A 26,384-nucleotide genomic window follows, 5' to 3' on the forward strand; every position below is an offset into this window, starting at 1 on the left:
AGGGCGTTTTTTCATGCGAATCGGACATGGCTACGACGTGCATCGCTTCGGCGAGGGCGACTTCATCACCCTCGGCGGTGTGCGCATCCCCCACAAGTTCGGGCTGATCGCCCATTCCGACGGCGACGTACTGCTCCATGCGCTTTCCGATGCGCTGCTCGGCGCCTGCGCGCTGGGCGACATCGGCAAGCATTTCCCCGACACCGACCCGCAGTTCAAGGGCGCCGACAGCCGCGCGCTGCTGCACCACGTGCTGTCGTTGGTGGAAGCCAAGGGCTGGAAGGTGGAAAACGTCGACACCACCATCATTGCCCAGGCGCCGAAGATGGCCCCGCACATCCAAACCATGCGCGAGACCATCGCCGCTGACCTGAAGGTCGAGCTGGAGCAGGTCAACGTCAAGGCGACCACCACCGAGAAACTCGGCTTCACCGGCCGTGAAGAGGGCATCGCCGTGCACGCCGTCGCCCTGCTGAGCCGCGCATGACCGAGCTGGAGCTGCTGGGGCCGCGCGCCCACGGGGAGCCTTGCGGACGTGGCGTATTGAAAGCCGTGGCCGAGGACTTCCAGGTTGACGAAGTGCTGGACATCCCGCTGTCGGGGGATGGCGAACACCTTTGGCTGTGGGTGGAAAAGCGCGGGCTGAATACCGAAGAGGCGGCGCGTCGCCTGGCCCGCGCGGCCGGCGTGCCGGTGAAGATGATCAGCTACGCCGGCCTCAAGGACCGCCAGGCGCTGACCCGCCAGTGGTTCAGCCTGCACCTGCCGGGCAAGGCCGATCCGGACTTATCCGCCGCCGAAGACGACAGCCTGCGTATCCTTGAACGCAACCGCCATCGCCGCAAGCTGCAGCGCGGCGCGCATTCGGCCAACGGCTTCACCCTGCGCCTGACCGAGCTGCAGGCGGATCGCGAGCAGCTCGACGCGCGCTTGAAAGCGGTAGCGGCCAATGGTGTGCCCAACTACTTCGGCACCCAGCGCTTCGGCCATGACGGCGGCAACGTCTTCGACGCCCGTGGCTTCGCCGAACGCGGCAAGCTGCCGGATCATCGCAATGTCCGCTCGCGCCTGCTTTCGGCAGCGCGCAGCTACCTGTTCAACCGGGTACTGGCGCAGCGCGTGGCCGAGGGAACCTGGAACCAGGCCCAGGTCGGCGATCTGCTGGCCTTCACCGACAGTCGCAGCTTCTTCCCGGCGGGCGAGGCGGAGTGCGTCGATCCACGCCTGGCGGCATTGGATCTGCACCCTACCGGGCCGATGTGGGGCGAGGGCGATTCACCGGCCAATGGCACGCCCGGCAACATCGAGCGCAGCGTGCAACAGGTGGAGATGGCGCTTTGCCAGTGGCTTGCCGGTGCGGACCTGGCGCACGAACGGCGCATTCTGCGCCTCCCCATCCCCGGTCTTACATGGCATTATCCCGCTTCTGACATCCTGCAACTGGAATTCGTCCTGCCGGCTGGCTGCTTCGCCACCGCGGTCGTGCGCGAGCTGATCGAACTCGTGCCGGCAGGGCAGACGGAAAACCCATGCGCATATTGATTGCCAACGACGACGGGGCCACTGCACCCGGTATCGCCGCGCTTTACGACGCGCTGTCCGCTTATGCGGACTGCGTCGTGATCGCTCCGGAAGCCGATCGCAGCGGAGCGAGCAGTTCGCTGACGCTGGACCGGCCTCTGCATCCCCACCGCCTGGGCAATGGCTTTATCAGCCTCAATGGTACGCCAACCGACTGCGTGCACCTGGGCCTCAATGGCCTGCTGGACGAACTGCCGGACATGGTCGTCTCGGGTATCAACCTCGGCGCCAACCTGGGCGACGACGTGCTCTATTCGGGCACCGTGGCGGCGGCCCTGGAAGGGCGCTTCCTGTCCCGGCCGGCCTTCGCCTTCTCGCTGTGCTCGCGCCTGACGGACAATCTGCCCACGGCGATGCATTTCGCCCGCCTGCTGGTGGAGTCCCACGAAAAGCTCGAGCTGCCGCCGCGCACCGTGCTCAACGTGAACGTCCCCAACCTGCCGCTGGAACGCATCAAGGGCATCCAGCTGACCCGCCTGGGCCACCGCGCCCGTGCCAAGCCGCCGGTCAAGGTGGTCAACCCGCGCGGCAAGGAAGGCTACTGGATCGCCGCTGCCGGCGATGCCGAGGACGGCGGCGAAGGCACCGATTTCCACGCGGTGATGCAGGGCTACGTGTCCATCACGCCGCTGCAGATGGACCGGACCTTCCGGGAGGCGTTCAATGTCCTTGGCGATTGGATCGGAGGACTCGATCATGGCCAATGAATTGTCCCGCCGAGGCATCGGCATGACCTCCCAGCGTACGCGAGAGCGGCTGATCCAGCGCCTGTACGAGGAGGGCCTGTCCAATGCCCATGTGCTCGAAGTGATTCGCCGCACGCCGCGCCACCTGTTCGTCGACGAGGCGCTGGCGCATCGCGCCTACGAGGACACCGCGTTGCCCATCGGGCACAACCAGACCATCTCGCAGCCCTTCATGGTGGCGCGGATGACCGAATTGCTGCTGGCGGCCGGCCCGCTGGACAAGGTGCTGGAGATCGGCACCGGCTCCGGCTACCAGACCGCCGTGCTGTCGCAACTGGTTGAACGGGTGTTCTCCGTCGAGCGTATCCAGGCGCTGCAGGATCGGGCAAAAGAACGACTTGCGGAGCTAAACCTGAGAAATGTTGTCTTTCGTTGGGGCGATGGCTGGGAAGGCTGGCCGGCCCTGGCGCCATACAACGGCATCATCGTCACCGCGGCAGCGGCCGAGGTCCCGCAGGCCTTGCTGGACCAACTGGCGCCCGGTGGGCGGCTGGTGATTCCGGTGGGCGGTGGCGAGGTTCAGCAACTGCTGCTGATCGTCCGTGCCGAGGATGGCTTCCAGCGCCAGGTGCTGGACTCCGTGCGCTTCGTTCCGTTGCTCAACGGCCCGCTGGGCTGAAGTACGCGCAACGGCAGCGGATACAATACCGGCCAGTGGGCCGGGCGTAATTCATGGATAAGGGGGATGGGTGAGCTTGACAGCGACCCTGCGACAACGGAACTGGATCAAGGGCCTGGGCCACGCTGTGCTGGCCATTGCCGTTTGCTCTCTGCTGGCGGCCTGTACTTCCTCGTCACGTAGCAGCACCACCGTGGTCGACCGCGGCGCGTCCGCGCGCAAGGCGGTGACCAGCGGGCAGTACGTGGTGCGTCCCGGCGACACCCTGTACTCCATTGCCTTCCGCTATGGCTGGGACTGGAGAGCCCTGGCCGCGCGCAACAACATTTCCGCGCCTTATACCATCCGCCCCGGACAATCGATTCGCTTCGATGGCGGTCCGCCGTCGACACAACCATCCGTCGCAAAAAATGCTACGCCCGTCGCTCCGGCGGTTGTCAATAAGTCGACTTCCACGAGCTCCAGCGCCAGTAAACCGACCCCGTCGACCGCTGCGCCTTCATCTCAAGCCAGCACCGGCAGTGCAACCCCGGCCACGTCGGGCGGTGGTGTCAGTGGTTGGATATGGCCAACCAATGGCACCCTGATTGGGCGTTTTGCATCAAACGGCAGTTTGAATAAAGGGATTGATATAGCCGGGCAATTGGGCCAGCCTGTCCTGGCTGCGTCTAATGGCACGGTGGTGTACGCCGGTAGTGGTTTGCGGGGCTACGGCGAACTCGTGATCATCAAGCACAGCGATACCTACGTAAGCGCCTACGGTCACAACCGCAGGTTGCTGGTGCGGGAAGGGCAACAGGTCAAAGTTGGGCAGAGCATTGCCGAGATGGGCTCCACAGGGACTGACCGGGTGAAGCTGCACTTTGAGATTCGCCGCCAGGGTAAGCCTGTAGATCCGCTGCAATACCTGCCAAATCGTTGACGCTTGCTGTTCCCCTGCGTAGGCGAGCGGGCCCTGGTGTCCTAAGGATAAGGACGCACCTGGGCTTGTTGTCGAACTCAGCAAGGGATAACGACATGGCACTTAAAAAAGAAGGGCCGGAGTTTGACGTCGATGATGAAGTGCTCCTTCTGGAGCCCGGCATCATTTTTGAAGAGTCGCTTGCCGAAGAGCAGGTATCGCTTCAAGTCACTCCCAAGGCTTCCCCTCTCTCCTCTCTCAAGCAACACAAGCACATCGATTACAGCCGGGCGCTCGACGCTACCCAGTTGTATCTGAACGAAATCGGCTTCTCGCCGCTGCTGACCCCGGAAGAAGAAGTCCATTTTGCGCGCCTTGCGCAAAAGGGCGATCCTGCCGGTCGGCGGAGAATGATCGAGAGCAACCTGCGCCTGGTGGTGAAGATCGCGCGACGTTATGTCAATCGCGGCCTCTCGCTGCTCGATCTGATCGAAGAGGGCAACCTCGGGTTGATCCGAGCGGTGGAAAAGTTCGACCCGGAGCGCGGCTTCCGCTTCTCCACCTATGCGACCTGGTGGATTCGACAGACCATCGAACGGGCCATCATGAACCAGACCCGCACCATCCGCCTGCCGATCCATGTGGTCAAGGAACTCAACGTCTACCTGCGGGCGGCTCGCGAGCTGACCCACAAGCTGGACCACGAGCCTTCGCCCGAGGAAATCGCCAACCTGCTCGAGAAACCGGTGGGCGAGGTCAAGCGCATGCTGGGCCTCAACGAGCGGGTGACCTCCGTGGATGTCTCGCTTGGCCCGGACTCCGACAAGACGCTGCTCGACACCCTTACGGACGATCGGCCTACCGATCCCTGCGAGCTGCTGCAAGACGATGATCTCAGCGAGAGCATCGACCTGTGGCTCTCGGAACTGACCGACAAGCAGCGTGAAGTGGTGATTCGCCGCTTCGGTCTGCGTGGCCACGAAAGCAGCACACTGGAAGAGGTTGGGCAGGAAATCGGCTTGACCCGCGAACGCGTCCGCCAGATTCAGGTCGAGGCACTCAAGCGCTTGCGCGAGATCCTCGAGAAGAATGGTCTCTCCAGCGACGCACTGTTCCAGTAAACAACAGTCGACCTCGAAAAAGCCCGGATAATTCCGGGCTTTTTATGCGTCGTGATGTAAGCATTCGCTTACATCGTGTGTGAGTGTTCAGCTTGAGATATTGCTCGCTTGAGCTGAATTATTTTCTATATTTTTGTTTTATAAGGGTTTTTATTTTTGTCGTCAGTGCGCGAAGAGGACGGCGAGGTGAAACTGCCTCGGTTGCCAAGGCGCGGAGGTTGAGTAATATCACTCCTGCGTACAAGGAAAGGCGCATGCCGGTAAGGATGTCGGTCAGGACATCGCAGGATGCGATTCATCAGGATGATGAACCAGGGAAGAAAGAGTGGGCGGGTTATCCCGCCCCTTTTTTTGCCCGCAGAAAAGTGACGTTCTGGATGCAGAAAGGCCCGCACTGGGCGGGCCTTTTCTGTTTTTGCTGGTAGCGCAGATCAGCGCTCCAGATACTGCATCTTGTTCGGCTTGCCGTCCCACTCTTCGGCGTCCGGCAACGAATCCTTCTTCTCGGTGATGTTCGGCCAGACGTCGGCCAGATCCTTGTTCAGCTCGATGAACTCCTGCATGCCATCCGGGACCTCGTCCTCGGAGAAGATCGCCTGTGCCGGGCACTCCGGTTCGCACAGGGCGCAGTCGATGCACTCATCCGGATGGATGACCAGGAAGTTCGGGCCTTCGTAGAAGCAGTCCACCGGGCATACTTCCACGCAGTCGGTGTATTTGCACTTGATGCAGTTGTCGGTGACGACGAAGGTCATTTCTAATTTTCTCCTCAGGCGGGCGGCTAAGCGCGCGCGATTCTAACAGCTTGTTTCGCGGTCCGTCAGACTCGCATCTTCCATGCATATAACAATTCGAGAGCTTGGCGCGGTGTCAGGTCATCCGGGCTGACACGCATCAGCTCTTCGACGATGGGGTGCGGCAGGCTGGCAAACAGGTCGCTCTGCAGTGGCGCCGGGCTTTTCGGATCGTTCGAGCGTGGAGTTTCGTGGGGCAGGCTGGTGGTTTCCAGGCGCGACAGGTGTTCGCGGGCGCGCTGAATTACCGCACCTGGCACACCGGCCAATTGTGCGACCGCCAGGCCGTAGCTCTGGCTGGCCGGGCCGGGCAGTACGTGGTGCAGGAACACGATGCGTTCGTTGTGCTCGGTGGCGTTCAGGTGAACGTTGGCGACCGCCGGCTCGCTTTCCGGCAGCACGGTCAGTTCGAAGTAGTGGGTGGCGAACAGCGTGAAGGCGCGCAGCTTGGCCAGGTGTTCGGCCGCGGACCATGCCAGCGACAGGCCGTCGAAGGTACTGGTGCCGCGACCCACTTCGTCCATCAGCACCAGGCTGCGGTCGCTGGCGTTGTGCAGGATGTTCGCGGTCTCGCTCATCTCCACCATGAAGGTGGAGCGGCCGCCGGCGAGGTCGTCGGAGGAGCCGATGCGGGTGAAAATGCGGTCCACCAGGGACAGTTCGCAGCGCGCGGCCGGGACGAAACTGCCGATGTGCGCTAGCAGCACGATCAGCGCCGTTTGCCGCATATAAGTCGATTTACCACCCATGTTCGGGCCGGTAATCACCAGCATGCGGGTGTCCTGGTCGAGGTTCAGGTCGTTGGCGACGAACGGCGTATCCAGCACCTGCTCGACTACCGGATGGCGGCCTTGCTCGATGAGGATGCCGGACTCTTCGACGAAGCGCGGGCGGTTCAGGTCGAGGTTAAGTGCGCGCTCTGCGAGGTTGGACAGCACATCCAGCTCGGCTAGGGCAGCAGCGGTGTCCTGCAGCGGCGCCAGTTGACCGATCAGCAGTTCCAGCAGTTCTTCATAAAGCTGCTTCTCCCGGGCCAGGGCGCGACTCTGTGCCGACAGCGCCTTGTCTTCGAAGGCCTTCAGTTCCGGCGTGATGAAGCGCTCGGCACCTTTCAGGGTCTGGCGGCGAATGTAATCGGTCGGGGCCTGCTCGGCCTGCACGCGCGGCAATTCGATGTAGTAGCCGTGGATGCGGTTGTAGCCGACCTTCAGGTTCGGCAGGCCGGTGCGTGCCTTCTCGCGAGTCTCCAGGTCCATCAGATACTGGCCGGCGTTTTCGCTGAGCATCTGCAGTTCGTCCAGCTCGGCGTCGTAGCCGCGGGCGATTACACCGCCGTCGCGGATCACCGCCGGCGGGTTCTCGATCACGGCGCGGGCCAGCAAGTCGGCCAGTTCCGGGTAGGTGCGGATGCTGGTGGCCAGCTCGCCCAGGTGCGGGGCTTCCAGCTCGGTCATACCGTTCTGCAGTTCCGGCAGCGCGGCGAGTGCGTCGCGCAGGCGGGCGAGGTCGCGCGGGCGGGCGTTACGCAGGCCGATTCGAGCGAGGATGCGCTCGACGTCGCCGATTTCCTTCAGTTGTGGCTGAAGGATTTCGAAGCGATAGCGCTCCAGCAGGCAGGCAATGGACTCCTGGCGGGCTTCGAGGACGGCGCGGTCGCGCAGCGGGCGGTTCAGCCAGCGGGTCAGCAGGCGGCTGCCCATTGCGGTCTGGCAGCGATCGACCACCGATTGCAGGGTATTGTCGCGGCCGCCGGCGAGGTTGGTGTCCAGCTCCAGGTTGCGGCGGCTGGCGCCGTCGAGGATGACGGTGTCGTCAATGCGTTCATGGCGCAGGCTGCGCAGGTGCGGCAGGGCGGTGCGCTGGGTTTCCTTGGCGTAGGCCAGCAGGCAGCCGGCGGCGCCGATGGCCAGGGTCAGTTCCTGGCAGCCGAACCCCTTGAGGTCCTGCACGCCGAATTGCTGGCACAGGCTCTTTTTCGCCGAGTCGCGATCGAAGTCCCAGGGCGCGCGGCGGTGCGCGCCACGGCGTTTTTCCGCCGGCAGGCCCTGGGGCCAGTCGTCGGGGATCAGCAGCTCGGCGGGATTCAGGCGCTCCAGTTCGGCGAGCAGGGTTTCCCAGCCTTTTATTTCCTGGACGTTGAAGCGGCCGCTGGTGATATCCAGCACGGCCAGGCCGAACAGGCGCTCGTCACCCAGCACGGCGGCGATCAGGTTATCGCGGCGTTCGTCGAGCAGGGCTTCGTCACTGACGGTGCCGGGGGTGAGGATGCGCACTACCTGGCGCTCCACCGGTCCCTTGCTGGTGGCCGGGTCGCCGATCTGCTCGCAGATCACCACCGATTCGCCGAGCTTCACCAGCTTGGCCAGGTAGCCTTCGGCGGAGTGGAAGGGAATGCCGGCCATGGGAATGGAGTTGCCGGCGGACTGGCCACGTGCGGTCAGGGTGATGTCCAGCAGCTTGGCGGCTTTCTTGGCGTCCTCGTAGAACAGCTCGTAGAAGTCGCCCATGCGGTAGAACATCAGCTGGTCCGGGTGCTGGTTCTTCAGCCGCCAGTATTGTTGCATCATGGGGGTGTGAGCTGAGAGGTCGCTTTGACTCATGGCTTCTGGCTGTCCGGCTTCAACATGCAAAAGCGCCTAGTGTACGGTATCCGCCTGACCTTCTTTAACCCCGGAGCGCAGCGTGCCCGTCACCGATTCCTTTATTACCGATCTTTCCATCACCGAACTGGCTGCCCGGCTGGGCGCACGACTCGTCGCCAACCGACTACGCGTCACCACTGCCGAATCCTGCACGGGGGGTGGTATCGCCGAGGCGATCACCCGTATTTCCGGCAGCTCTGCCTGGTTCGAGGCAGGCTACGTTACCTACTCCGACAGCCAGAAGACGCGCCAGCTGGATGTGCCGGCTGAGCTGTTCCCGCGAGTGGGCGCGGTGAGCCGCGAAGTGGTCGAGGCGATGGTCGCCGGCGCCTTGCCGCGCAGTGGGGCGGATATTGCCGTAGCGGTCAGCGGCGTTGCCGGGCCGGATGGAGGTTCTGCCGAGAAGCCCGTAGGCACCGTCTGGTTGGCCTGGAGGAAAGGCGAACAGGTGTTCAGCGAACGCCGTCTGTATGCCGGTGATCGGGAGGCGGTGCGCCGGCAGACCGTGGCGACGGCTCTGGCCGGGCTGTTGCGACTGGCGGACGGGGAAAATCCGCTCCAGGGGTAGGCGAGCGGCTTGCCCTGTGGAATAATACTGTCTACTTATACAGTTGTTCGTGGCCGTCCGGCCCCCTGACTTCGCGAGGACTTCAATGGACGAGAACAAGAAGCGCGCCCTGGCCGCGGCCCTGGGACAGATCGAACGCCAATTCGGCAAAGGCGCGGTCATGCGCATGGGCGACCATGAGCGCCAGGCTATCCCCGCCATCTCCACCGGCTCGCTGGGCCTGGACATCGCGCTGGGCATCGGCGGTCTGCCGAAGGGCCGAATCGTCGAAATCTACGGCCCGGAATCCTCGGGTAAGACCACCCTGACCCTGTCGGTCATCGCCCAGGCCCAGAAGGCCGGCGCCACCTGCGCCTTCGTCGACGCCGAACACGCGCTGGACCCGGACTACGCCGGCAAGCTGGGCGTCAACGTCGACGACCTGCTGGTTTCCCAGCCGGATACCGGCGAACAGGCTCTGGAGATCACCGACATGCTGGTGCGTTCCAACGCCGTTGACGTGATCATCGTCGACTCCGTGGCCGCCCTGGTACCCAAGGCCGAAATCGAAGGCGAGATGGGCGATCAGCACGTCGGTCTGCAGGCGCGCCTGATGTCCCAGGCCCTGCGCAAGATCACCGGCAACATCAAGAACGCCAACTGCCTGGTCATCTTCATCAACCAGATCCGTATGAAGATCGGCGTGATGTTCGGCAACCCGGAAACCACCACCGGTGGTAACGCGCTGAAGTTCTACTCCTCCGTTCGTCTCGATATCCGCCGTACCGGCGCGGTGAAGGAAGGCGACGAGGTGGTCGGCAGCGAAACCCGCGTCAAGGTCGTGAAGAACAAGGTCGCACCGCCCTTCCGTCAAGCCGAGTTCCAGATCATGTACGGCCGTGGCATCTACCGCACCGGCGAGATCATCGACCTGGGTGTGCAACTGGGCCTGATCGAGAAGTCCGGCGCCTGGTACAGCTACCAGGGCAGCAAGATCGGCCAGGGCAAGGCCAATGCCGCCAAGTTCCTGGAAGAGAACACCGAGATCTGCAATACCCTCGACAAGGCCATCCGTGAGCAACTGCTGACCAACCAGCCAGCGCCGACCAAGGCCGAGCTCGCGGCGGCGGAAGCCGAAGCGGAAGCGGAAGCCGACTACTGATAGCCGTGGCCGTCGAGCTCGATACCCCCGTCGCGGTGCGGCGGGTCGCTATGGACCTGCTGGCGCGCCGCGAGCATGGTCGTGCGGAACTCTCGCGCAAGCTGCGGCAACGCGGTGCCGCACAGGACCTGATCGACTCCGCCCTCGACCGTTTGGCCGAGGAGGGGTTGCTCAATGAAAGCCGCTATCTGGAAAGCTACATCGCCAGCCGCGCGCGGGCCGGGTACGGTCCGGTGCGGATCCGTGAGGAACTGTCGCAGCGTGGTTTGCCCCGCAGCGAAATCGACCGTGCGCTGAGCGAGGCGAGTGTCGATTGGAGCGAGAATCTGCGTGAGGTCTGGCGCCGCAAGTTCGCCCGGCTGCCGCAGGATGCTCGTGAGCGCGCCCAGCAGGGACGGTTTCTGAGCTATCGAGGCTATTCGATGGACGCCATCGGTCGACTCCTGAGTGGTCGACGGTCGGATGACTGAAACGAACAGGGCACCCGAGAGGGTGCCTTGTTCGTTTCAGGGACGGGACTCGCTATCAGCGTTCCCAGTTTTCCGGCTGGTTGATGAAATTCAGCAGCTCGCGCAGACGCCCCTGGTCGCGCCCATTGAAGGCGAAGGCCAGGCGGGTGAGGTGGGAGAACTCCGGTTCGTCCAGTTCCGATTCGCTGTAGGGCTGTTGATGGAAGCCGTCGGTAACGCAGAGGTTGCCGAATTCCTGCCCCAGCAGTTCCAGTGCGCGGGTGCTCAGCGGATGGTTCAGGCGGATCACGAAGCGATCCTTGAGCCAGCGACTGGAGTGGAAGTTGCTGTAGAACTGGGCGATTTCCTCGACGGCTTCCTCGGCCGTGTGCACCAGTTTCATCAGGTTCATGTCGCTGGGCAGGATGTAGCCGTTGTCTTCGAGCTGTTCCTTGATGAACTCCAGGGCGTGGTCCCAGTAATGGCCGCCGGGCTGGTCGAGCAGTACCACTGGCACCAGCGGGCTTTTGCCGGTCTGGATCAGGGTGAGCACTTCCAGGGCTTCGTCGAGGGTGCCGAAACCGCCGGGGCAGAGCACCAGGGCGTCGGCTTCCTTGACGAAGAACAGCTTGCGCAGGAAGAAGAAGTGGAACGACAGCAGGTTGCTGGTGCCGTCTACGATGTGGTTGGCGTGCTGCTCGAAGGGCAGGGTGATGTTGAAGCCGAGGCTGTTTTCCAGGCCGGCCCCTTCATGGGCGGCGGCCATGATGCCGCCGCCGGCGCCGGTGATGACCATCAGGTCGTAGCGCGCCAGGGTTTCGCCCAGGTCGCGGGCCAGGGCATAGACGGGATGGTTGGCCGGCGTGCGGGCCGAGCCGAACACCGTGACTTTGCGGCGACGCTTGAACTGCTCCAGGGTGCTGAAGGCGTGCTCCATCTCGCGCAGGGTCTGCAGCATGATCTTGGCGTCCCAGCGGTTGCGGTCGGCCTGGGCCATGCGGGCGACGGTGGTGAGCATTTCGCGGTAGAGCGGCAGGTTCTGGCTGCCGCCGGGGGCGGCCAGTTCGGCCAGTTCCTCTACTTTCTGCGCAAGGTCGATGCCGCTGGTCTGGAAGTGTCTGGAGAGGTAGTCGTCGGGCTCATAGGGCATGTTGATACTCCTTGTTCATCAACCCCTGTTGGCCTGTCCATGCGCCGCGGCCGTTCACGCAAGGTGTCGCCGGGACGGGTAGTGCGTTGCGTCATGCACAGGTCTCATGCAGGAGGCCTGTGCAGTCTGACACGCGGGATGTGACAGTCCGTGAGACCTCCACTTCAGATCGCTATCCGGTCCCCCGGTTCCGGTATGTTCGCGTTCCAGTTCAGGCGTTCGTGGAGGGCCGTCTGCAGCGCATCCATTTTTTCTCGTTCGCCATGTATCAGGTATAGCTCGGGTTTGTGCTCGAAGTGGCCAACCCACTGAATTAATTGCGATTGTCCTGCGTGGGCGGAGAATCCGCCAAGGGTATGGATCTGCGCCCGCACGCCGATGCGCTGGCGCAGGATGCGTACCGATTCAGCGCCATCGACGATGGCGCGTCCCAGTGTGCCTTTGGCCTGGAAGCCGGGGAAGACGATGTGGCATTCCTCGCGCCAGAGGTTGTGCTTGAGGTGGTGGACTATCCGGCCGCCGGTACACATGCCGCTGCCGGCGATGATGATGGCGCCGCTCTGGATGCGGTTCAGCATCATGGATTCCTCCACGCTCTGGGTGGTGTGCAGGATCGGCAGCCATTCGCCTACCTTCGCCGTGCCGGTGCCGCGCATGTATTCGCGGTCGCTGTCGGCGAACTCGCTGATGTGCTGCAGGTAGATGCGGTTGGCCTGGGCGGCCATCGGGCTGTCGAGATAGACCACTTGCTGCGGTAGCCGGCCTTCCTGGTAGAAGCGCCCGAGGTAGTAGATCAGGTCCTGTGTGCGGCCGACGGCGAAGGCCGGGATCAGCACGTTGCCGCCGTCGCGCTGGGCCTGCGCAAGGATGCCGGCCAGTTCCAGCAGAGTTTCGTTGGCGTCGCGGTGGTCGCGGTCGCCGTAGGTGGACTCCAGTAGCACCACGTCGGCGCGAGCCAATGGTGTCGGCGTGCGCATCAGCGGTGAGCAGGTGCTGCCCAGGTCGCCGGAGAACACCAGGCGACGGGTCATGCCAAATTCGTGGATTTCGATCTCGACGATGGCCGAGCCGAGGATGTGGCCGGCATTGTGGAAGGTGACGCGAATACCTCGCGCCACATCGACCGTGCTGCCATAGCTGACGCGTCGACGCTGGTTAAGCGCGCGGGAAGCGTCCTCCTGGGTGTACAGCGGTTTCACCGGCGCCCGATTGAGGCGCGCGCGCCATTTGTTCTCCCATTCGGCGTCCTTTTCCTGGATGTGCGCCGAGTCCAACAGCATCAGCTCCAGCAGGTCGCAGCAGGACTCGGTGGCATAGATCGGCCCCTTGTAGCCCTCCTTCACCAGGCGCGGCAGCAGACCGCTGTGGTCGAGGTGGGCGTGGGACAGCACCACTGCGTCCAACGCCTTGGGATCGAACGGGAACGGACTGCGATTGCTCGCTTCATTGTCGCGGGTACCCTTGCTTGCGCTGCGTCCCTGACGCATGCCGCATTCGAGCAGCACACGTATGCCGTCGCGGGTTTCCAGCAGGTAGCAGGAACCGGTGACTTCCTGGATCGCGCCGATGAAGGTGAGTAGCGCCATATCGCCTCCTTGTCGGAATTGTCTTTCAGCCTTGCCCGATTGGGCGGACGGGGCGTTGATACATGTCAGCGCCTCTCCGATCTGGCGACCTAGACTTCCAGTCATACCCGAGGGAGAGCCGATATGTCACAGATCCTGCCCAGTCCGGAAGAACTCGCCGCCCATGCGGCCGCCGAACCGGCATACGCCCGATGGCTGCATGGCCGAGGTCCGCTTCAGCATAGCGCGCAGACCCAGGCGGCGGTTTTCCGCATGGCTCATCAATTGGTCCAGTACCGCCTGCAGCCGGATCTGGCGAGCGTCTACCGGATGTTCAGCGCCCTGGATCAACTGACCTGTGCCGGCCTTTGGCTGGTGGCGCACATGACCTATGCCCGGCGCGTACGCCTGAACGGCGAGCCGCTGCAGGCCGAGGATTTCAAGGCACAGCCCGAGGGGCACACCGGTGGCGCGCTGAACATGGTGCCGGCCTACGCCGGCTACCTGGCGCTCAATGCCTTGAGCGGCAAGACGCGGGGCTGGCTGATGGGGCAGGGGCACTGCGTGTCGGCGATCGACGCACTGAACGTGCTGACCGGTAACCTGCACCCGGAGCAGGCCACCGCCTACGGGCAGGGCGAGGACGGGCTGAATCGGCTGGTACAGGACTTCTACAGCTACGTTCAGGCGCCGGACGGCAGGGTTGCCGCGCCGCTGGGCAGCCACGTCAATGCGCACACCGCGGGTGGTATCGCCGAAGGCGGCTACCTCGGTTTCGCCGAACTGATGTATGCGCACATGCCGTTGCCGGGCGAGACGCTGGTGGCGTTTCTCTCCGACGGTGCCGCCGAGGAGCAACGCGGCAGCGACTGGATTCCGCGCTGGTGGCGGGCCGAGGACTGCGGGACGGCTTTGCCGGTGATGATCGCCAATGGCCGGCGCATCGAGCAGCGTACCGACCTGGGGACCCACGAAGGCCTGGCGGGCTTCAAGCAGCACCTGCGCCGTTGCGGTTTCGACCCGGTCAGCTTCGACGGGCGCGATCCCGCGGCCTTCGTCTGCGCCCTGTGGGAAATGGAGCAGCGGCTGGCACATCGGGTGGAAGACAAGGACCGCGGCATCCTCCACTATCCCTTGCCGATTCCCTACGGCATTGCGGAAACGGTGAAGGGCTTCGGTTTCTACGGTGCCGGCAGCAACGCCGCGCACAACCTGCCGCTGCCGGGCAATCCGAGCGAGGATGCGCAGGCGCGTGAGTTGTTCAACCAGCATGTGGCGCCGCTCTGGGTCGAACCGCAGGTGCTGGCCGATGCCTGCGCGCTGTTCAGTGCCTCTCGCGCTGGCCGGGGGCTGGAGCGGGATAATCCGCTGGCGGTGCGTCGTCCTATCGAGCCGTCGATCCCCGAGCTGCATTACCGCAACGACCTCTGTTCGCCGATGGCGGCACTGGACCGCTTCTATGTCGACCTGTGCGCGGCGAACCCTGACCTGCGGGCCCGCGTCGGCAACCCGGACGAGCTGGCGAGCAATCGCCTGGGCGGCGTCCTCAAGGCGCTCCGGCACCGGGTTTCCGAGCCGGAGAGCGCGCTGGAGGCGGTCGACGGCCGGGTGATCACCGCCCTCAACGAGGAAGCGGTGGTCTCCGCCTGCCTGGCCAACCAGGGCGGCCTCAATCTGGTGGCGAGCTACGAGGCCTTTTGCGTGAAGATGCTGGGCGCGGTGCGCCAGACAATCATCTTCGCCCGTCAGCAGAAGGAAGTTGGCCGCCCCGCCGGCTGGCTCGGCTGGCCGCTGGTGGCGACTTCGCACACCTGGGAGAACGGCAAGAACCAGCAGTCGCACCAGGACACTACCTTCTGCGAGGCGCTGCTGGGCGAGATGAGCGATATGGTGCGGGTGGTCTTCCCCGCGGACCACAACAGTGTGCTGGCGCTGCTGCCGGAGATTTACCGCAGCCGTGGGCAACTGACCTGCATGGTGATTCCCAAGCGCGAGCGCCCCTCGGAGTTCAGTCGGGCCCAGGCCGAGCAGTTGGCCCGCGATGGCGCGCTGGTGCTGGAGGAGCATCCGGGCAGCGCTCCGTTGCTGCTGATCGCCAACGGCAGTTATCAACTGGCGGAGATGCGTCGCGCAGCAATGCGCCTGGAGGAGGCTGGCTATCCCTATCGGCTGGTGTATCTACAGGAGCCGGGCCGCTTCCGCGCCCCTCGCGACAGCTGGGAACTGCAGTCGGTGGCCGACGAGGCGCTGACCGCCCGCTTGTTCCCCAACCACTGCGAGCGCCGGGTGCTGCTGACGCATATGCGCCCCGAAGTGGCGCGCGGACACCTCTGGCCGATCCTGCCGGATGCGCTGAAAACTTCGGTGCTGGGCTATCGCAACCAGGGCGGTACGCTGGACGAGGCGGGCATGCTGTTCGCCAACCGCGCCTGTTGGGCTAATGTGCTGGTCGCCTGCGCGCGCCTGCTGGATGTCCCGCGCACCGCGTTGTTGACGCCCGAAGAGGCAGCGGCGGTGGCGGGAAAGGGCGATCCGGCGTTGTTGCGTTGACAGGCCGCGCGCAACCGTCGGAGGGCGGTTGCGCGGGGTTCAGCGTTTCAGCGGTTTGATCAGGCTATCGAGACCGTCGATCTTCAGCTCCAGGGTCAGTTGCATCAACTGGCCCAGTTCACCCTTGGGGAACTCGCCCTTGCGGTGGAACCACAGCAGGTACTCTTCCGGCAGGTCCACCAGCATGCGCCCCTGGTACTTGCCGAACGGCATCGGCGTGCGCGCGATCTTCAACAGCTGCAGCTTGTCGAGCATGGCGGGGCGAGGTTACTTCTGCAGCTTGATCTTGCAGCTGCCGGCGTCGAAGCGCTCGGTGGCGACCGGGGCGTTGGTCTTGTACTCGGTGAAGCTGTAGGTGAGGATCGCGCCCTGAGCCAGCAACTGGCGGTAGGCGGTATTGCTGCAGACGCTGTCGCCCAGCTGGCTGCGCACGCTGTCGGGATTGGCACGCATTTTCTCGGCGTGGCTGGCGCGCACGCTCAGGTGGTTGATCAACTGAGGACCGTCGACGGTGTAGCCCTGGTCGAGGATGTCTTCGTTGATCGCGCGCGGGGTACCTTCACTGCTCTCCTTGGCGACCTTTTCCAGGGTCTGGGTCAGTTCGAAGTCCTTCTTCGACGCGGCGTGGGCGGCGGGAAGAACGAGGCAGAGGGCGAGGGCGGTGAGGCGCAGCATGGGCATCTCCTGACAATGGTGCCGATTCGACCGTGCGGACCCATCGGGGTTCGCCGGTTGTTCCTGGTCGCCATTGTCCCTGAAAAGCGCGTCCGTGCCGAGGAGCACGTGTCGCGGCGGCGCCGCACGGCGGTCCTCTGGCGTCGGGAGATAGGACGGCTCTGTTACAATCACCGGCCTGCACCTTTCGTTTTGTCCGAGCAGCCGATGTTCCAATCGCTTTCCCTCGCCCCGGTGGCGCGTTCATGAGCCACGCCGTTGCCCGTCTTCGCGATGAACGCCTTGCCCGTTGCGTCAAGCCGTTCGTGGCCCGTGGTTCGCGCTCGCCGCGTTGCGCCGGCTGCCGTCTGCGGCCGAACTACTGCATGTGTGGCCTGCGTCCGCAGGTCGAGTCGAACGCGGCGATGTGTCTGGTGATGTTCGATACCGAGCCGCTCAAGCCCAGCAACACTGGCTGGCTGATCGCCGAGACCGTGCCCGAGACCTGGGCGTTCGGCTGGTCGCGCATCGAGGTCGATCCGGCCTTGCTGGCGTTGCTGGACGATCCGCAATGGCAGCCCTACGTGGTGTTCCCCGGCGAGTTCGTCCAGCCCGAGCGCGTGGTGACCGAGGTGATGCCGCAGGAGGGCAAGCGCCCGCTGTTCATCCTGCTGGACGCGACCTGGAACGAGGCGCGCAAGATGTTCCGCAAGAGCCCTTACCTGGACCGCTTCCCGGTACTGAGCATCACCCCCGATGCGCTGTCACGCTACCGCCTGCGCCGCTCCAAGTTCGATGAGCACCTGTGCACCGCGGAGGTGGCGGCGCTCTGCCTGGGGCTGGCCGGCGACCGCCGCGCCGGGGATGCGCTGGATGCCTATCTGGATGTGTTCAGCGAGCGCTACCTGGGCTCCAAGCGCCAGCAGCCGCTGGACGAGAAGAGCCCGGCACACCAGGTGCTGATGCCCTTCACCCAGGGCCAGGACTCGTAGCGGACTCTGTCCGCGATGCTTCTATTCCCGGGCTGTTCGCGAGCAAGCTCGCTCCTACAGTCCTGGCATCGCGCTCAGCCGGGAGGATTTTGTAGGAGCGAGCTTGCTCGCGAACCGCGTCGTTGCGGCGCTGTAATCAGGCCGGCTTCGCCTCGGCCTTTTTCGGCCACAACTGCGCCACCAGCATGCCGGTAAGCATTAGTGCGCACCCCAGGTAGCCGCGCAGGTGCAGTGTCTCGTCGAGGAACAGGGCGCCGGCGATGGCGGCGAATACGGCTTCGAGCGACAGGATGATCGCCGCGTGGGAAGCGATGGCGTGTTTCTGCGCCACGACTTGCAGGGTGAAGCCGGTGGCGACGCCGAACAGGCCGCCATAGAGCAGTGCGGGGCCGGCCTGGACGATGGCGGCCCAGCGGATTTCCTCGAAGATCAGCGCCAGGACCAGGCTCACGACCGCGCAGGTGACGAACTGCAGGAAGGCCAGGCGGATCGGGTCGTAGCGGCTGGCGAACAGGCCCACCAGCAGTACGTGGCCGCCCCAGACGAAGGCGCCGGTCAACTGCAGCCAATCGCCGGAGGCAACGTGGAAGTTCGGCCCGATGCTCAGCATCGCCATGCCGATCACCGCCAGCGCCGCGCCCAGCCAGGTTCCCATGCCGGTGCGGTGGCCGAACAGCAGTCCCAGCAGGGGCACGATGATCACGTACAGGCCGGTGATGAAGCCGGAGTTGGTCACGCTGGTGAACAGCAGGCCGACCTGCTGCAGGTTGATCCCCAGAGTGAGCGCGGCGCCGATGGCCAGGCCCGCCAGCAGCAGGCCGCGATTGAAGGGCTGGGCGCCGCGCTTGCTCGACCAGGCCAGCAGTGGCAACAGCGCCAGCGCGCCCAGGGCGAAGCGCAGGCCGGTATAGAGAAACGGGCCGATGGCGTCCATCCCCAGACGCTGTGCGACGAAGGACACGCCCCAGATCATCGCGGTAAACAGCATCAGGATATCGGCGCGCAGCGCGTGGCTTTTCATCTTGTTGTTCTCGAACGATGGAAAAAAAGCGGAACTCTGCCGCAAGCCTCGGCGCTTGGAAAGAGGCGCGCCTTGCCTGCGGGTGCGACGACAGTGCCCTTGACGTTGCATTCGCACGGACAGCGGGCGTTGTCTTTGCGTACAATGTGCGGGCAGTGCTCTATCCGGCTCCGACCTTCCCTGCGCAGGTTTGGCTGTTATCCACGGCAAGACTTCGGCGCGGCCTTCAAGGAATTTTCATGGCTTCCTACGAGATCCTGATCGCTGACGATCACCCGCTGTTCCGCAGTGCCCTGCACCAGGCCCTGACCATCGGCCTGGGACCTGACGCGCGACTGGTGGAGGCGGCGAGCATCGCGGAGCTGGAGGCCAGGTTGAACGAAAAGTCGGACTGGGACCTGGTGCTGCTGGACCTGAACATGCCCGGCGCCTACGGCTTCTCCGGTCTGGTGCTGCTGCGCGGCCAGTATCCGCAGATTCCGGTGGTGATGGTCTCGGCCCAGGAGGACGCCGCCGTGGTGCAGCGCTCCCGCGAGTTCGGCGCCAGCGGCTTCATTCCCAAGTCCAGCGAACTGAGCGTGTTGCAGCAGGCGGTGCGCGCGGTGCTCGACGGCGACGTCTGGTGGCCGCCGCAGGTGGACGCCGTGACCGAGATGAGCGAGGAGGTCCGTGCCGCCAGTGCCGGTCTTGCCAGCCTCACGCCGCAGCAGTTCCGCGTGCTGACGATGGTCTGCGAAGGCCTGCTGAACAAGCAGATCGCTTTCGAGCTGAACGTCTCCGAGGCCACGGTGAAGGCCCACGTCACCGCGATCTTCCGTAAGCTCAACGTGCGTACCCGCACTCAGGCGGCGTTGCTGCTGCAGCAGATGGAGTCGGTCCCGGGGGCGTGATTTCGTCACATCCTGTCAAACCGAATGACTCCTTTTTGACGCGCGCTGGTATAGAGTGCCGCGACCTTTTACCTGTGAGAAACACTCGTGTCCGCTTCCCCCTTCAAAGGCCAGACCGGCCTGAAACGCATCTTCAATGCCGCCGGTTATTCCCTGGCCGGCTTTGCCGCCGCCTTCAAGGGTGAAGCGGCCTTCCGCCAGTTAGTGCTGATCAACGTCATCCTGATCCCGCTGTCGTTCTTCTGCGACGTCACCCGCGGCGAGCGCGCGCTGTTGATTGCGGTGTGTCTGCTGGCGCTGATCGTCGAGCTGCTCAACTCTGCCATCGAGGCGGTGGTCGATCGTGTTTCCCTGGAGCGTCACCCGCTGTCGAAGAACGCCAAGGACATGGGCAGCGCCGCCCAGTTCGTGGCGCTGACCATCATCACCGTCACCTGGGCGGGGATCCTGCTGGGTTAAGCGTCGGTCATCCTTTGCAGGACCGAGGGGGACGCCCAGTCCTTGCTCGCGAATCGCCCGGCCCTGATGTCGTCGGCGTGAAGCGTTCGCGAGCAAGCTCGCTCCTACGAAAAACGCATCGTCATGGAATCATCGGCAGCACGATCTCGTCGCTGCGCGTCACCCCGGCCGTTTCGCTGCGGCACAGGTCGAGAAACTCACGCATGGTCGCGGTCTGGTACTTCTGCCGGTGCCAGATGAAGTAGAACTGCCGGCGCAGGTCCAGATCCGGAGTTTCCACCGCCACCAGGCTGCCGCGGCGGAAGGCGTCGCGCAGGGCCAGGCGTGAGATGCAGCCGATCCCCAGTCCCGACTCCACCGCGCGCTTGATCGCCTCGGTGTGTTCCAGTTCCAGGCGCACGTTCAGTGGCTCGATGCGGTGCCGCATGGCCTGGTCGAAGGTCAGTCGCGTGCCGGAGCCCTGCTCCCGCAGGATCCAGGCCTCCTCGATCAACCGCGCAAGGTCCGCGCGGCCTTCGCGGGCCAGCGGGTGCTGTGGCGCGCAGAACACCACCAGTTCGTCCTCCATCCACGGTTGTACCTCGATGTCCGGGTGCTGGCAGTCGCCTTCGATCAGGCCCAGGTCGAGTTCATAGTGGGCGATGCGCTGCACCACGTGGGCGGTGTTGTGCACGTGCAGGCGCACCCGGCAGTCCGGCTGGCGCTGCATGAAGGTGCCGATCAGCAGGGTCGCCAGGTAGTTGCCGATGGTCAGGGTGGCGCCCAGGTCCAGCGAGCCGAAGGCGCTCTTGCCGTTGAGCATGTTCTCGATCTCGCTGCCGCGGTCGAGCAGGGCCACCGCCTGGGGCAGCAACTGGCGGCCGAGGGCGTTTAGGGTCAGGCGTTTGCCGGAACGGTCGAACAGCTTGCAGTCGAACTGCCGTTCCAGCTCGCCCAGGGCGGTGCTGGTAGCCGACTGCGACATGGACAGCGCTTCGGCCGCGCGGGAGACGCTTTCCTGCTGGGCGACGGCGACGAAGACTTCGAGCTGGCGCAGGGTGAACTTCATGCTGTGGGGCTCCGGAGAAGGCTGCGCGACATTTCGTCACCCCGGCGTAGGAAGCACCTGACGGTATCCTTTCGCGGCGACTGGGCGGCCTTATCTGCGTTTTGGATTAGCAATATCCAGATAATTTATTTTGCGGATATTGTCGACGCCTATAAAATGTCGCGCAATTGCGCTACGTCCGGGATCTGCTGGGGTGCGCCACGTTTCTCCTAGGAGTCCTTGATGAGCAACCTGTACACCGAACGCGTTCTCAGCGTGCACCACTGGAACGATACCCTCTTCAGCTTCAAGACCACCCGTAACCCGGGTCTGCGCTTCAAGACCGGTCAGTTCGTGATGATCGGCCTGGAAGTCAACGGTCGTCCGCTGATGCGCGCGTACAGCATTGCCAGCCCGAACTACGAAGAACACCTGGAGTTCTTCAGTATCAAGGTCCCGGACGGTCCGCTGACTTCGCGCCTGCAGCACCTGAAGGAAGGCGACGAACTGATGGTCAGCCGCAAGCCCACCGGCACCCTGGTGCTGGACGACCTCAAGCCCGGCAAACACCTGTACCTGCTGAGCACCGGCACCGGTATGGCGCCGTTCCTCTCCGTCATCCAGGATCCGGAAGTCTACGAGAAGTTCGAGAAGGTCATCCTGGTTCACGGCGTGCGCTGGGTCAGCGAGCTGGCCTATGCGGACTTCATCACCAAGGTCCTGCCGGAGCATGAGTACTTCGGCGACATGGTGAAAGAGAAGCTGATCTACTGCCCGCTGGTTACCCGTGAAGAGTTCCACAGCATGGGCCGCCAGACCGACCTGATGCGCAGCGGCAAGCTGTTCGCCGACATCGGCCTGCCGCCGATGAACCCGCAGGACGACCGCGCGATGATCTGCGGTAGCCCGAGCATGCTCGACGAAACCAGCGAAGTGCTGAACGGCTTCGGTCTGCAGATCTCCCCGCGCATGGGCGAGCCGGGCGACTACCTGATCGAGCGCGCCTTCGTCGAGAAGTAAGCAGCGCTGTTGAGTTGAAGGAACGCCGCGGTCCTTAATGGGATCGCGGCGTTTTTTATGGCCCGGATTCGTGAGGGCGGCGGTTTTTCGTCGGATCGGATGTCGGTGCGCTGGGAGCGCCCTCACCCTGGCCCTCTCCCAGAGGGGGACTGTTCGGTGCGGGACGAAAGGCTGGTATTAGCCGGCACGAAGAGCTTTTCGTAGGAGCGAGCTTGCTCGCGAACCTGCGGAGTATCGTGCACCACCGTTCGCGAGCAAGCTCGCTCCTACAGAAGCATCAGGCCAGGCGTTGGCCGGACACGGCCGGGTGATACAGCGGCTGCACCTTGTTCCCCGCCGGGTCGAGCAGATGGAAGCTGCGCGCGCCGTCGCCGTGGTCGAAGGGGCGGTCCAGCAGGGTTACGCCACGGGCCTTGAAGTACTGGTACCAGGCTTCCAGCTCTTCCACGCTGTCGACCACGAAGCCGTAGTGATCCATCGTCTGCAGACCGTTGGCCGCACCGACGCCGCGTCCCAGGGATAGGTTGTCGTTGCCGCAGGTGAGGTAGACCAGGTCCTCGTTGGCGCGGTTGAGCACTTGCATGCCGAGTACGTCGACATAGAAGCGCTCGCACTCTTCCAGGTTCGGCACCAGCAGGGCGAGGTGGCGCAGGCCGTTGAGGCGACCGGGGCGGACAGGGAGATCGGACATGGACGGGGTTCCTTTTTTGTATACAATTTGTTTTAAATTTAAAACAAAAGGAGCGCCCTGTGTACAGTCTCTTTATCAAGACCCGGGTAAAGCCCGGAACCGCCGACGATTTCCTGGCCGCCATCAAGGTCAATGCCGCCGCTTCGGTATCCAATGAGCCGGGGTGCCTGGTGTTCGATGTGTCCCAGGACCGCGTCGATCCGGAGGTGATCTACCTCTACGAGATCTACCGCGACGACGCGGCCTATGACGCGCACACCCAGACCGCGCACTTCCGTGACAGTCGCCCGCTGGTGGAGCCGCTGATCCTCGAACAGGAATGCTTCGAGAGCGAGGTGGTCGCCCTCAACCCGGTGAGCTGATCCGCTTCAGTCGGCGCCGCGAATCAGGTCGAGCACGCGGATCTCGCCCTCGGCCGGGTAGTGCCAGTGCACGTCCAGGTCCCACAGGCGCACTCCGTAGCGGCGCTCGGGCGGCGGCTTCTGGTAGGCCGGACGCGGGTCCTGGGCGAGACACTGTTCGACCAGTTCGCGCACCGGCTGGCCGAGTCGCACACCGTGCTCGTGGGCCTGGCGCAGGGCCTCGTCGCTCCACTGCACGGCGATGGCGGCGGGCGGCGCGTCGGCAATGGCGTTGCGCGCATCGCTGACGATGTCGGCGTAGGGCACGTAGGGCTTGACGTCGAGTACCGGCGTGCCGTCCAGCAGGTCGATGCCGGATAGCCAGAGGCGGCCGGGTTCGACCTTCTCCAGCTTCACCACCGACTGGCCGATGCCGTTGGGGCGGTGGGTGGCGCGGGTGGCGAACACGCCGAGGGAGCGGTTGCCACCCAGGCGCGGCGGGCGCACCTTCAGCCGTGGCTTGTTTTCCAGCGCCTGGTGGAAGAGGAAGATCAGCCAGACGTGGCTGACCTGCTCCAGGCCTTCCACCGCATCGCCGGTGTCGAACGGCGGCAGCAATTCCAGCACGCCGGTCGCGGCCGGAGCCAGTTGCGGCTGGCGCGGGATGGCGAACTTCTCCTTGAAGCAGGAGCGGACATGGCCGATGGGCGTGACGGAATGAGGCATGGCGGTGGAGGCTGGCGCTGGGGCGAACATGGTACCCGATCAGAGGTGAAGCCGCGCCCTGGTCGAATCGTCGGGAGGGACCGCGCGCTTTTTCAGTGCGCGTCGGACGAGGCATCACGGGATTCCGGCAAATCCCTAGCGGCGGCATGACCATTGTCGGCGACTACGGTGCGCGGTTGTCGATGTATCTGGAAGAGCCTGCTTCGTACCCGGCGTGGCTCCTGATCATCACCGAGGCACCTCCGAGGATCCGCTCTCACGCGACCGGCGAGCTCAGCCTGGTCTATCTGCCAGTTGCGCTCAGTGCGAGCGCAAGGCCCGCCGAGCCAGCAGCAGGTAGGGCGGCAGATTGATCGCCAGCACCAGCAGGCCGAGCACGGCCTGAGTTGCCTCGGTCAGGTCGGCGGGGTAGATCAGCGGGATCAGGTAGTGCTCGATGAAGCCGCTGCTGTAGCCGTTATCGCCGGCGAGGGCGCGGAAGTGGTTTTCCAGCGGTGTCAGCGGGCAGTAGAGGTGGAAGAACTCCACCGCCATGCCCCAGATCGCCGCCGGCGCATGCAACCACGCCAGGCGCGGCCAGCGCAGCGCCAGCAGGCCGCCGAGCAGCACGAAGAGGATGAAGCCCAGGTGCAGCAGCACCACGGCGTCGGCGGCGAGGCGATAGAGCACGGCGGCCTCAGCGCTGCTGGCGCTGGGTCAGGCCCTTGAGGAAGTTGCGCAGCAACTGGTCGCCGCAGGGGCGGTAGTTGTTGTGGCCGGGCTTGCGGAACAACGCGCCCAGTTCCGTCTTGGTGACGATGAAACCTACGCTGTCGAGGATCGCGAGGATGTCGTCGTCGCGTAGCTCGAAGGCGACGCGCAGCTTCTTCAGGGTGATGTTGTTGGTCAGCGGCAGCTCCACCGGCGGCAGCGGGCGCGATTCGTCGCGGCCGCGGCGATGCACGATCAGGCCGTCGAGGAAGTGCGCCAGTACGCGGTCGCTGCACGGCTCGAAGTCCGGCTCGTCGTCGCGGGCGAGGAAGGCGCCGACATCCTCCGCGCTGAGGTTGAAGCCGGCCAGCGCGGTGATCTCGGCGACTTGCGCATCGCGGATGTCCAGCAGGTAGCGCAGGCTGCGCAGTACGTCGTTGTTGGTCATGTTCTTTCCATCCAAATGAAGAGCCCCGCATCAGCGGGGCTCTTGCGGATCAGACCAGTTCGGCCCAGAGGTCGTACTCGTCGGCGTCGGTGATGCGTACACGCACCTTGTCGCCCGGCTTCACGTCGAAGCTGTCGATGTACACGGCGCCGTCGATTTCCGGGGCGTCGGCGTAGGAGCGGCCGACCGCGCCTTCGTCGTCCACTTCGTCGATCAGCACGTCGATTTCCTTGCCGATCTTCAGTTGCAGGCGGGCGGCGGAGATCGCCTGCTGGTGCGCCATGAAGCGCTCCCAACGGTCCTGCTTGATGTCATCGGGTACCACGTCCAGGCCCAGGTCGTTGGCCGGCGCGCCTTCCACCGGGGAGTACTGGAAGCAGCCGACGCGGTCGAGCTGGGCTTCGGTCAGCCAGTCCAGCAGGTACTGGAAGTCTTCTTCGGTCTCGCCGGGGAAGCCGACGATGAAGGTGGAGCGGATGGTCAGCTCGGGGCAGATCTCGCGCCACTTCTTGATGCGCGCCAGGGTCTTGTCCTCGAAGGCGGGGCGCTTCATGGACTTCAGCACTTTCGGGCTGGCGTGCTGGAAGGGGATGTCCAGGTAGGGCAGCAACTTGCCCTCGGCCATCAGCGGGATCACGTCGTCGACGTTGGGGTACGGGTACACGTAGTGCAGGCGTACCCACACGCCCATCGCGGAGAGCGCCTGGCATAGCTCCAGCATGCGGGTCTTGACCGGCTGGCCGTCCCAGAAGTCCATCTTGTACTTCAGGTCGACGCCGTAGGCGCTGGTGTCCTGGGAGATGACCAGCAGTTCCTTGACGCCGGCCTTGACCAGGCGCTGGGCTTCGCTGAGCACGTCGCCGACCGGGCGGCTGACCAGCTTGCCGCGCATGGACGGGATGATGCAGAAGCTGCAGCTGTGGTTGCAGCCTTCGGAAATCTTCAGGTAGGCGTAGTGACGTGGGGTCAGCTTGATGCCCTGCGGCGGCACCAGGTCGATCAGCGGGTTGTGCTCGGCCTTGGGTGGGATCACCTCGTGGACGGCATTGACCACCTGCTCGTACTGCTGCGGGCCGGTCACGGCCAGCACGCTGGGGTGCACGTCGCGGATGCTGTCTTCGGCGACGCCCATGCAGCCGGTGACGATCACCTTGCCGTTCTCGGCGATGGCTTCGCCGATGGCGTCCAGGGACTCGGCCTTGGCGCTGTCGATGAAGCCGCAGGTGTTCACCACTACCACGTCTGCGTCCTGGTAGGTGGGGACGATTTCGTACCCTTCCATGCGCAGTTGGGTGAGGATGCGTTCGGAATCGACCGTGGCCTTCGGGCAACCAAGGCTTACGAATCCGACTTTGGGTGTGGCGGTGGACATGTGCGGCTAACCTCGAAGGGCGCGCTGGCGGCGCCTCTGATCAAAAAGTGCGCAATTCTAGCGGCGTCCCGCGCGCTTGACCAGTCTCCCTGGGACAAGCTGTCGCAGTCTCCTGTCGGCGCCTGCCAGCCGGTAATTGTAGGCAACAGGCTCTATAGTCATTCAGAACGAACGCGGCCGGCTCTTGCATCGATGAATGGGTCGGAGCAGGATGCGCCGAATTTTC

28 protein-coding genes are annotated in these 26,384 nt (G+C 64.3%); 15 read left to right on the top strand and 13 right to left on the bottom strand.

The window, feature by feature from the left end:
• Positions 1-13 precede the first annotated feature (13 nt).
• From ispF to rpoS, 6 genes are all read left to right on the top strand, one after another.
• On the top strand, positions 14-487 hold the full coding sequence (ispF, locus tag ACYCAX_RS13685) for a 2-C-methyl-D-erythritol 2,4-cyclodiphosphate synthase (RefSeq protein ID WP_460248238.1): 474 nt from the start codon (positions 14-16) through the stop codon (positions 485-487).
• Positions 484-1,542 carry a tRNA pseudouridine(13) synthase TruD gene (gene truD / locus ACYCAX_RS13690; protein ID WP_460248239.1) on the top strand — a complete coding sequence of 353 codons (1,059 nt, stop codon included), beginning with the start codon at positions 484-486 and terminating at the stop codon, positions 1,540-1,542. The genes ispF and truD overlap by 4 nt, the downstream gene beginning before the upstream one ends.
• Positions 1,530-2,288, top strand: coding sequence for a 5'/3'-nucleotidase SurE (gene surE / locus ACYCAX_RS13695; protein ID WP_015476288.1), 759 nt, complete (start codon positions 1,530-1,532; stop codon positions 2,286-2,288). The genes truD and surE overlap by 13 nt, the downstream gene beginning before the upstream one ends.
• A 22-nt stretch (positions 2,289-2,310) precedes the next feature.
• On the top strand, positions 2,311-2,946 hold the full coding sequence (locus ACYCAX_RS13700; RefSeq protein WP_015476289.1) for a protein-L-isoaspartate(D-aspartate) O-methyltransferase: 636 nt from the start codon (positions 2,311-2,313) through the stop codon (positions 2,944-2,946).
• A 70-nt stretch (positions 2,947-3,016) separates the two neighbouring features.
• On the top strand, positions 3,017-3,868 hold the full coding sequence (locus ACYCAX_RS13705; protein ID WP_051070428.1) for a peptidoglycan DD-metalloendopeptidase family protein: 852 nt from the start codon (positions 3,017-3,019) through the stop codon (positions 3,866-3,868).
• A 95-nt stretch (positions 3,869-3,963) separates the two neighbouring features.
• Complete coding sequence (rpoS, locus tag ACYCAX_RS13710; RefSeq protein ID WP_015476291.1) at positions 3,964-4,968, top strand: RNA polymerase sigma factor RpoS; 1,005 nt, start codon at positions 3,964-3,966, stop codon at positions 4,966-4,968.
• Between the two features lie 431 nt (positions 4,969-5,399).
• Here the strand turns inward: rpoS and fdxA are convergent, their stop codons facing one another.
• Positions 5,400-5,723, bottom strand: coding sequence for a ferredoxin FdxA (gene fdxA / locus ACYCAX_RS13715; protein WP_015476292.1), 324 nt, complete (start codon positions 5,721-5,723; stop codon positions 5,400-5,402).
• Between the two features lie 65 nt (positions 5,724-5,788).
• Positions 5,789-8,362 (bottom strand): DNA mismatch repair protein MutS, encoded by a 2,574-nt coding sequence (mutS, locus tag ACYCAX_RS13720; RefSeq protein WP_460248240.1) that lies wholly within the window; start codon positions 8,360-8,362, stop codon positions 5,789-5,791.
• Positions 8,363-8,444: 82 nt separating this feature from the next.
• Here mutS and ACYCAX_RS13725 point away from each other — a divergent pair, with 82 nt between their 5' ends.
• The 3 genes from ACYCAX_RS13725 (at position 8,445) to recX (ending at position 10,583) form a co-directional block, all read left to right on the top strand.
• Positions 8,445-8,972, top strand: coding sequence for a CinA family protein (locus tag ACYCAX_RS13725; RefSeq protein WP_015476294.1), 528 nt, complete (start codon positions 8,445-8,447; stop codon positions 8,970-8,972).
• A gap of 85 nt (positions 8,973-9,057) precedes the next feature.
• Positions 9,058-10,113 carry a recombinase RecA gene (gene recA / locus ACYCAX_RS13730; protein ID WP_015476295.1) on the top strand — a complete coding sequence of 352 codons (1,056 nt, stop codon included), beginning with the start codon at positions 9,058-9,060 and terminating at the stop codon, positions 10,111-10,113.
• A gap of 5 nt (positions 10,114-10,118) precedes the next feature.
• On the top strand, positions 10,119-10,583 hold the full coding sequence (gene recX, locus ACYCAX_RS13735) for a recombination regulator RecX (RefSeq protein ID WP_015476296.1): 465 nt from the start codon (positions 10,119-10,121) through the stop codon (positions 10,581-10,583).
• A 55-nt stretch (positions 10,584-10,638) separates the two neighbouring features.
• Here the strand turns inward: recX and ACYCAX_RS13740 are convergent, their stop codons facing one another.
• On the bottom strand, positions 10,639-11,712 hold the full coding sequence (locus tag ACYCAX_RS13740; protein ID WP_015476297.1) for an LOG family protein: 1,074 nt from the start codon (positions 11,710-11,712) through the stop codon (positions 10,639-10,641).
• A gap of 164 nt (positions 11,713-11,876) precedes the next feature.
• Entirely contained in the window at positions 11,877-13,298 is a 1,422-nt protein-coding gene (locus ACYCAX_RS13745) for an MBL fold metallo-hydrolase RNA specificity domain-containing protein (protein WP_015476298.1), read from the bottom strand.
• Positions 13,299-13,421: 123 nt separating this feature from the next.
• Between ACYCAX_RS13745 and ACYCAX_RS13750 the strand changes: the two genes are divergently transcribed.
• Positions 13,422-15,827 carry a phosphoketolase family protein gene (locus ACYCAX_RS13750; RefSeq protein ID WP_460248241.1) on the top strand — a complete coding sequence of 802 codons (2,406 nt, stop codon included), beginning with the start codon at positions 13,422-13,424 and terminating at the stop codon, positions 15,825-15,827.
• A gap of 39 nt (positions 15,828-15,866) precedes the next feature.
• On the opposite strand, the gene ACYCAX_RS13755 is transcribed toward ACYCAX_RS13750, so the two are convergent.
• Both ACYCAX_RS13755 and ACYCAX_RS13760 read right to left on the bottom strand, forming a co-directional pair.
• Positions 15,867-16,082, bottom strand: a complete 216-nt coding sequence (locus ACYCAX_RS13755; protein ID WP_015476300.1) for a DUF3820 family protein — start codon at positions 16,080-16,082, stop codon at positions 15,867-15,869.
• A gap of 12 nt (positions 16,083-16,094) precedes the next feature.
• The gene (locus ACYCAX_RS13760) at positions 16,095-16,502 is read right to left on the bottom strand and encodes a quorum-sensing-regulated virulence factor family protein (protein ID WP_015476301.1); all 408 of its coding nucleotides are present in this window, start codon (positions 16,500-16,502) and stop codon (positions 16,095-16,097) included.
• Between the two features lie 245 nt (positions 16,503-16,747).
• On the opposite strand from ACYCAX_RS13760, the gene ACYCAX_RS13765 reads away from it, so the two are divergent.
• Positions 16,748-17,473 carry a tRNA-uridine aminocarboxypropyltransferase gene (locus ACYCAX_RS13765; RefSeq protein ID WP_294976729.1) on the top strand — a complete coding sequence of 242 codons (726 nt, stop codon included), beginning with the start codon at positions 16,748-16,750 and terminating at the stop codon, positions 17,471-17,473.
• Between the two features lie 136 nt (positions 17,474-17,609).
• Here ACYCAX_RS13765 and ACYCAX_RS13770 read toward each other — a convergent pair whose 3' ends face one another.
• Positions 17,610-18,494: a DMT family transporter gene (locus tag ACYCAX_RS13770; protein ID WP_015476303.1), complete on the bottom strand. Its 885-nt coding sequence runs from the start codon at positions 18,492-18,494 to the stop codon at positions 17,610-17,612.
• Between the two features lie 239 nt (positions 18,495-18,733).
• On the opposite strand from ACYCAX_RS13770, the gene erdR reads away from it, so the two are divergent.
• Positions 18,734-19,384, top strand: coding sequence for a response regulator transcription factor ErdR (gene erdR / locus ACYCAX_RS13775; protein WP_015476304.1), 651 nt, complete (start codon positions 18,734-18,736; stop codon positions 19,382-19,384).
• An 87-nt stretch (positions 19,385-19,471) separates the two neighbouring features.
• Positions 19,472-19,843: a diacylglycerol kinase gene (locus ACYCAX_RS13780; protein WP_015476305.1), complete on the top strand. Its 372-nt coding sequence runs from the start codon at positions 19,472-19,474 to the stop codon at positions 19,841-19,843.
• Positions 19,844-19,964: 121 nt separating this feature from the next.
• On the opposite strand, the gene ACYCAX_RS13785 is transcribed toward ACYCAX_RS13780, so the two are convergent.
• Positions 19,965-20,891 carry a LysR family transcriptional regulator gene (locus tag ACYCAX_RS13785; RefSeq protein WP_294976723.1) on the bottom strand — a complete coding sequence of 309 codons (927 nt, stop codon included), beginning with the start codon at positions 20,889-20,891 and terminating at the stop codon, positions 19,965-19,967.
• A 222-nt stretch (positions 20,892-21,113) separates the two neighbouring features.
• On the opposite strand from ACYCAX_RS13785, the gene fpr reads away from it, so the two are divergent.
• The gene (gene fpr / locus ACYCAX_RS13790; protein WP_015476307.1) at positions 21,114-21,890 is read left to right on the top strand and encodes a ferredoxin-NADP reductase; all 777 of its coding nucleotides are present in this window, start codon (positions 21,114-21,116) and stop codon (positions 21,888-21,890) included.
• 277 nt (positions 21,891-22,167) lie between these two features.
• On the opposite strand, the gene ACYCAX_RS13795 is transcribed toward fpr, so the two are convergent.
• Positions 22,168-22,581: a VOC family protein gene (locus tag ACYCAX_RS13795; RefSeq protein ID WP_015476308.1), complete on the bottom strand. Its 414-nt coding sequence runs from the start codon at positions 22,579-22,581 to the stop codon at positions 22,168-22,170.
• Positions 22,582-22,640: 59 nt separating this feature from the next.
• Here ACYCAX_RS13795 and ACYCAX_RS13800 point away from each other — a divergent pair, with 59 nt between their 5' ends.
• Positions 22,641-22,943, top strand: a complete 303-nt coding sequence (locus tag ACYCAX_RS13800) for a putative quinol monooxygenase (RefSeq protein WP_015476309.1) — start codon at positions 22,641-22,643, stop codon at positions 22,941-22,943.
• Positions 22,944-22,949: 6 nt separating this feature from the next.
• On the opposite strand, the gene tsaA is transcribed toward ACYCAX_RS13800, so the two are convergent.
• The 4 genes from tsaA to rimO form a co-directional block, all read right to left on the bottom strand.
• The gene (gene tsaA, locus ACYCAX_RS13805; protein ID WP_460248242.1) at positions 22,950-23,648 is read right to left on the bottom strand and encodes a tRNA (N6-threonylcarbamoyladenosine(37)-N6)-methyltransferase TrmO; all 699 of its coding nucleotides are present in this window, start codon (positions 23,646-23,648) and stop codon (positions 22,950-22,952) included.
• 300 nt (positions 23,649-23,948) lie between these two features.
• Positions 23,949-24,317, bottom strand: a complete 369-nt coding sequence (locus ACYCAX_RS13810) for a DUF2784 domain-containing protein (RefSeq protein WP_460248243.1) — start codon at positions 24,315-24,317, stop codon at positions 23,949-23,951.
• A 7-nt stretch (positions 24,318-24,324) separates the two neighbouring features.
• Positions 24,325-24,786, bottom strand: coding sequence for a YehS family protein (locus ACYCAX_RS13815; protein WP_015476312.1), 462 nt, complete (start codon positions 24,784-24,786; stop codon positions 24,325-24,327).
• Positions 24,787-24,835: 49 nt separating this feature from the next.
• Positions 24,836-26,158 (bottom strand): 30S ribosomal protein S12 methylthiotransferase RimO, encoded by a 1,323-nt coding sequence (gene rimO, locus ACYCAX_RS13820; RefSeq protein WP_460248244.1) that lies wholly within the window; start codon positions 26,156-26,158, stop codon positions 24,836-24,838.
• Between the last annotated feature and the right edge of the window lie 226 nt (positions 26,159-26,384).

It is taken from the genome of Pseudomonas sp. MT3, from assembly GCF_054720805.1.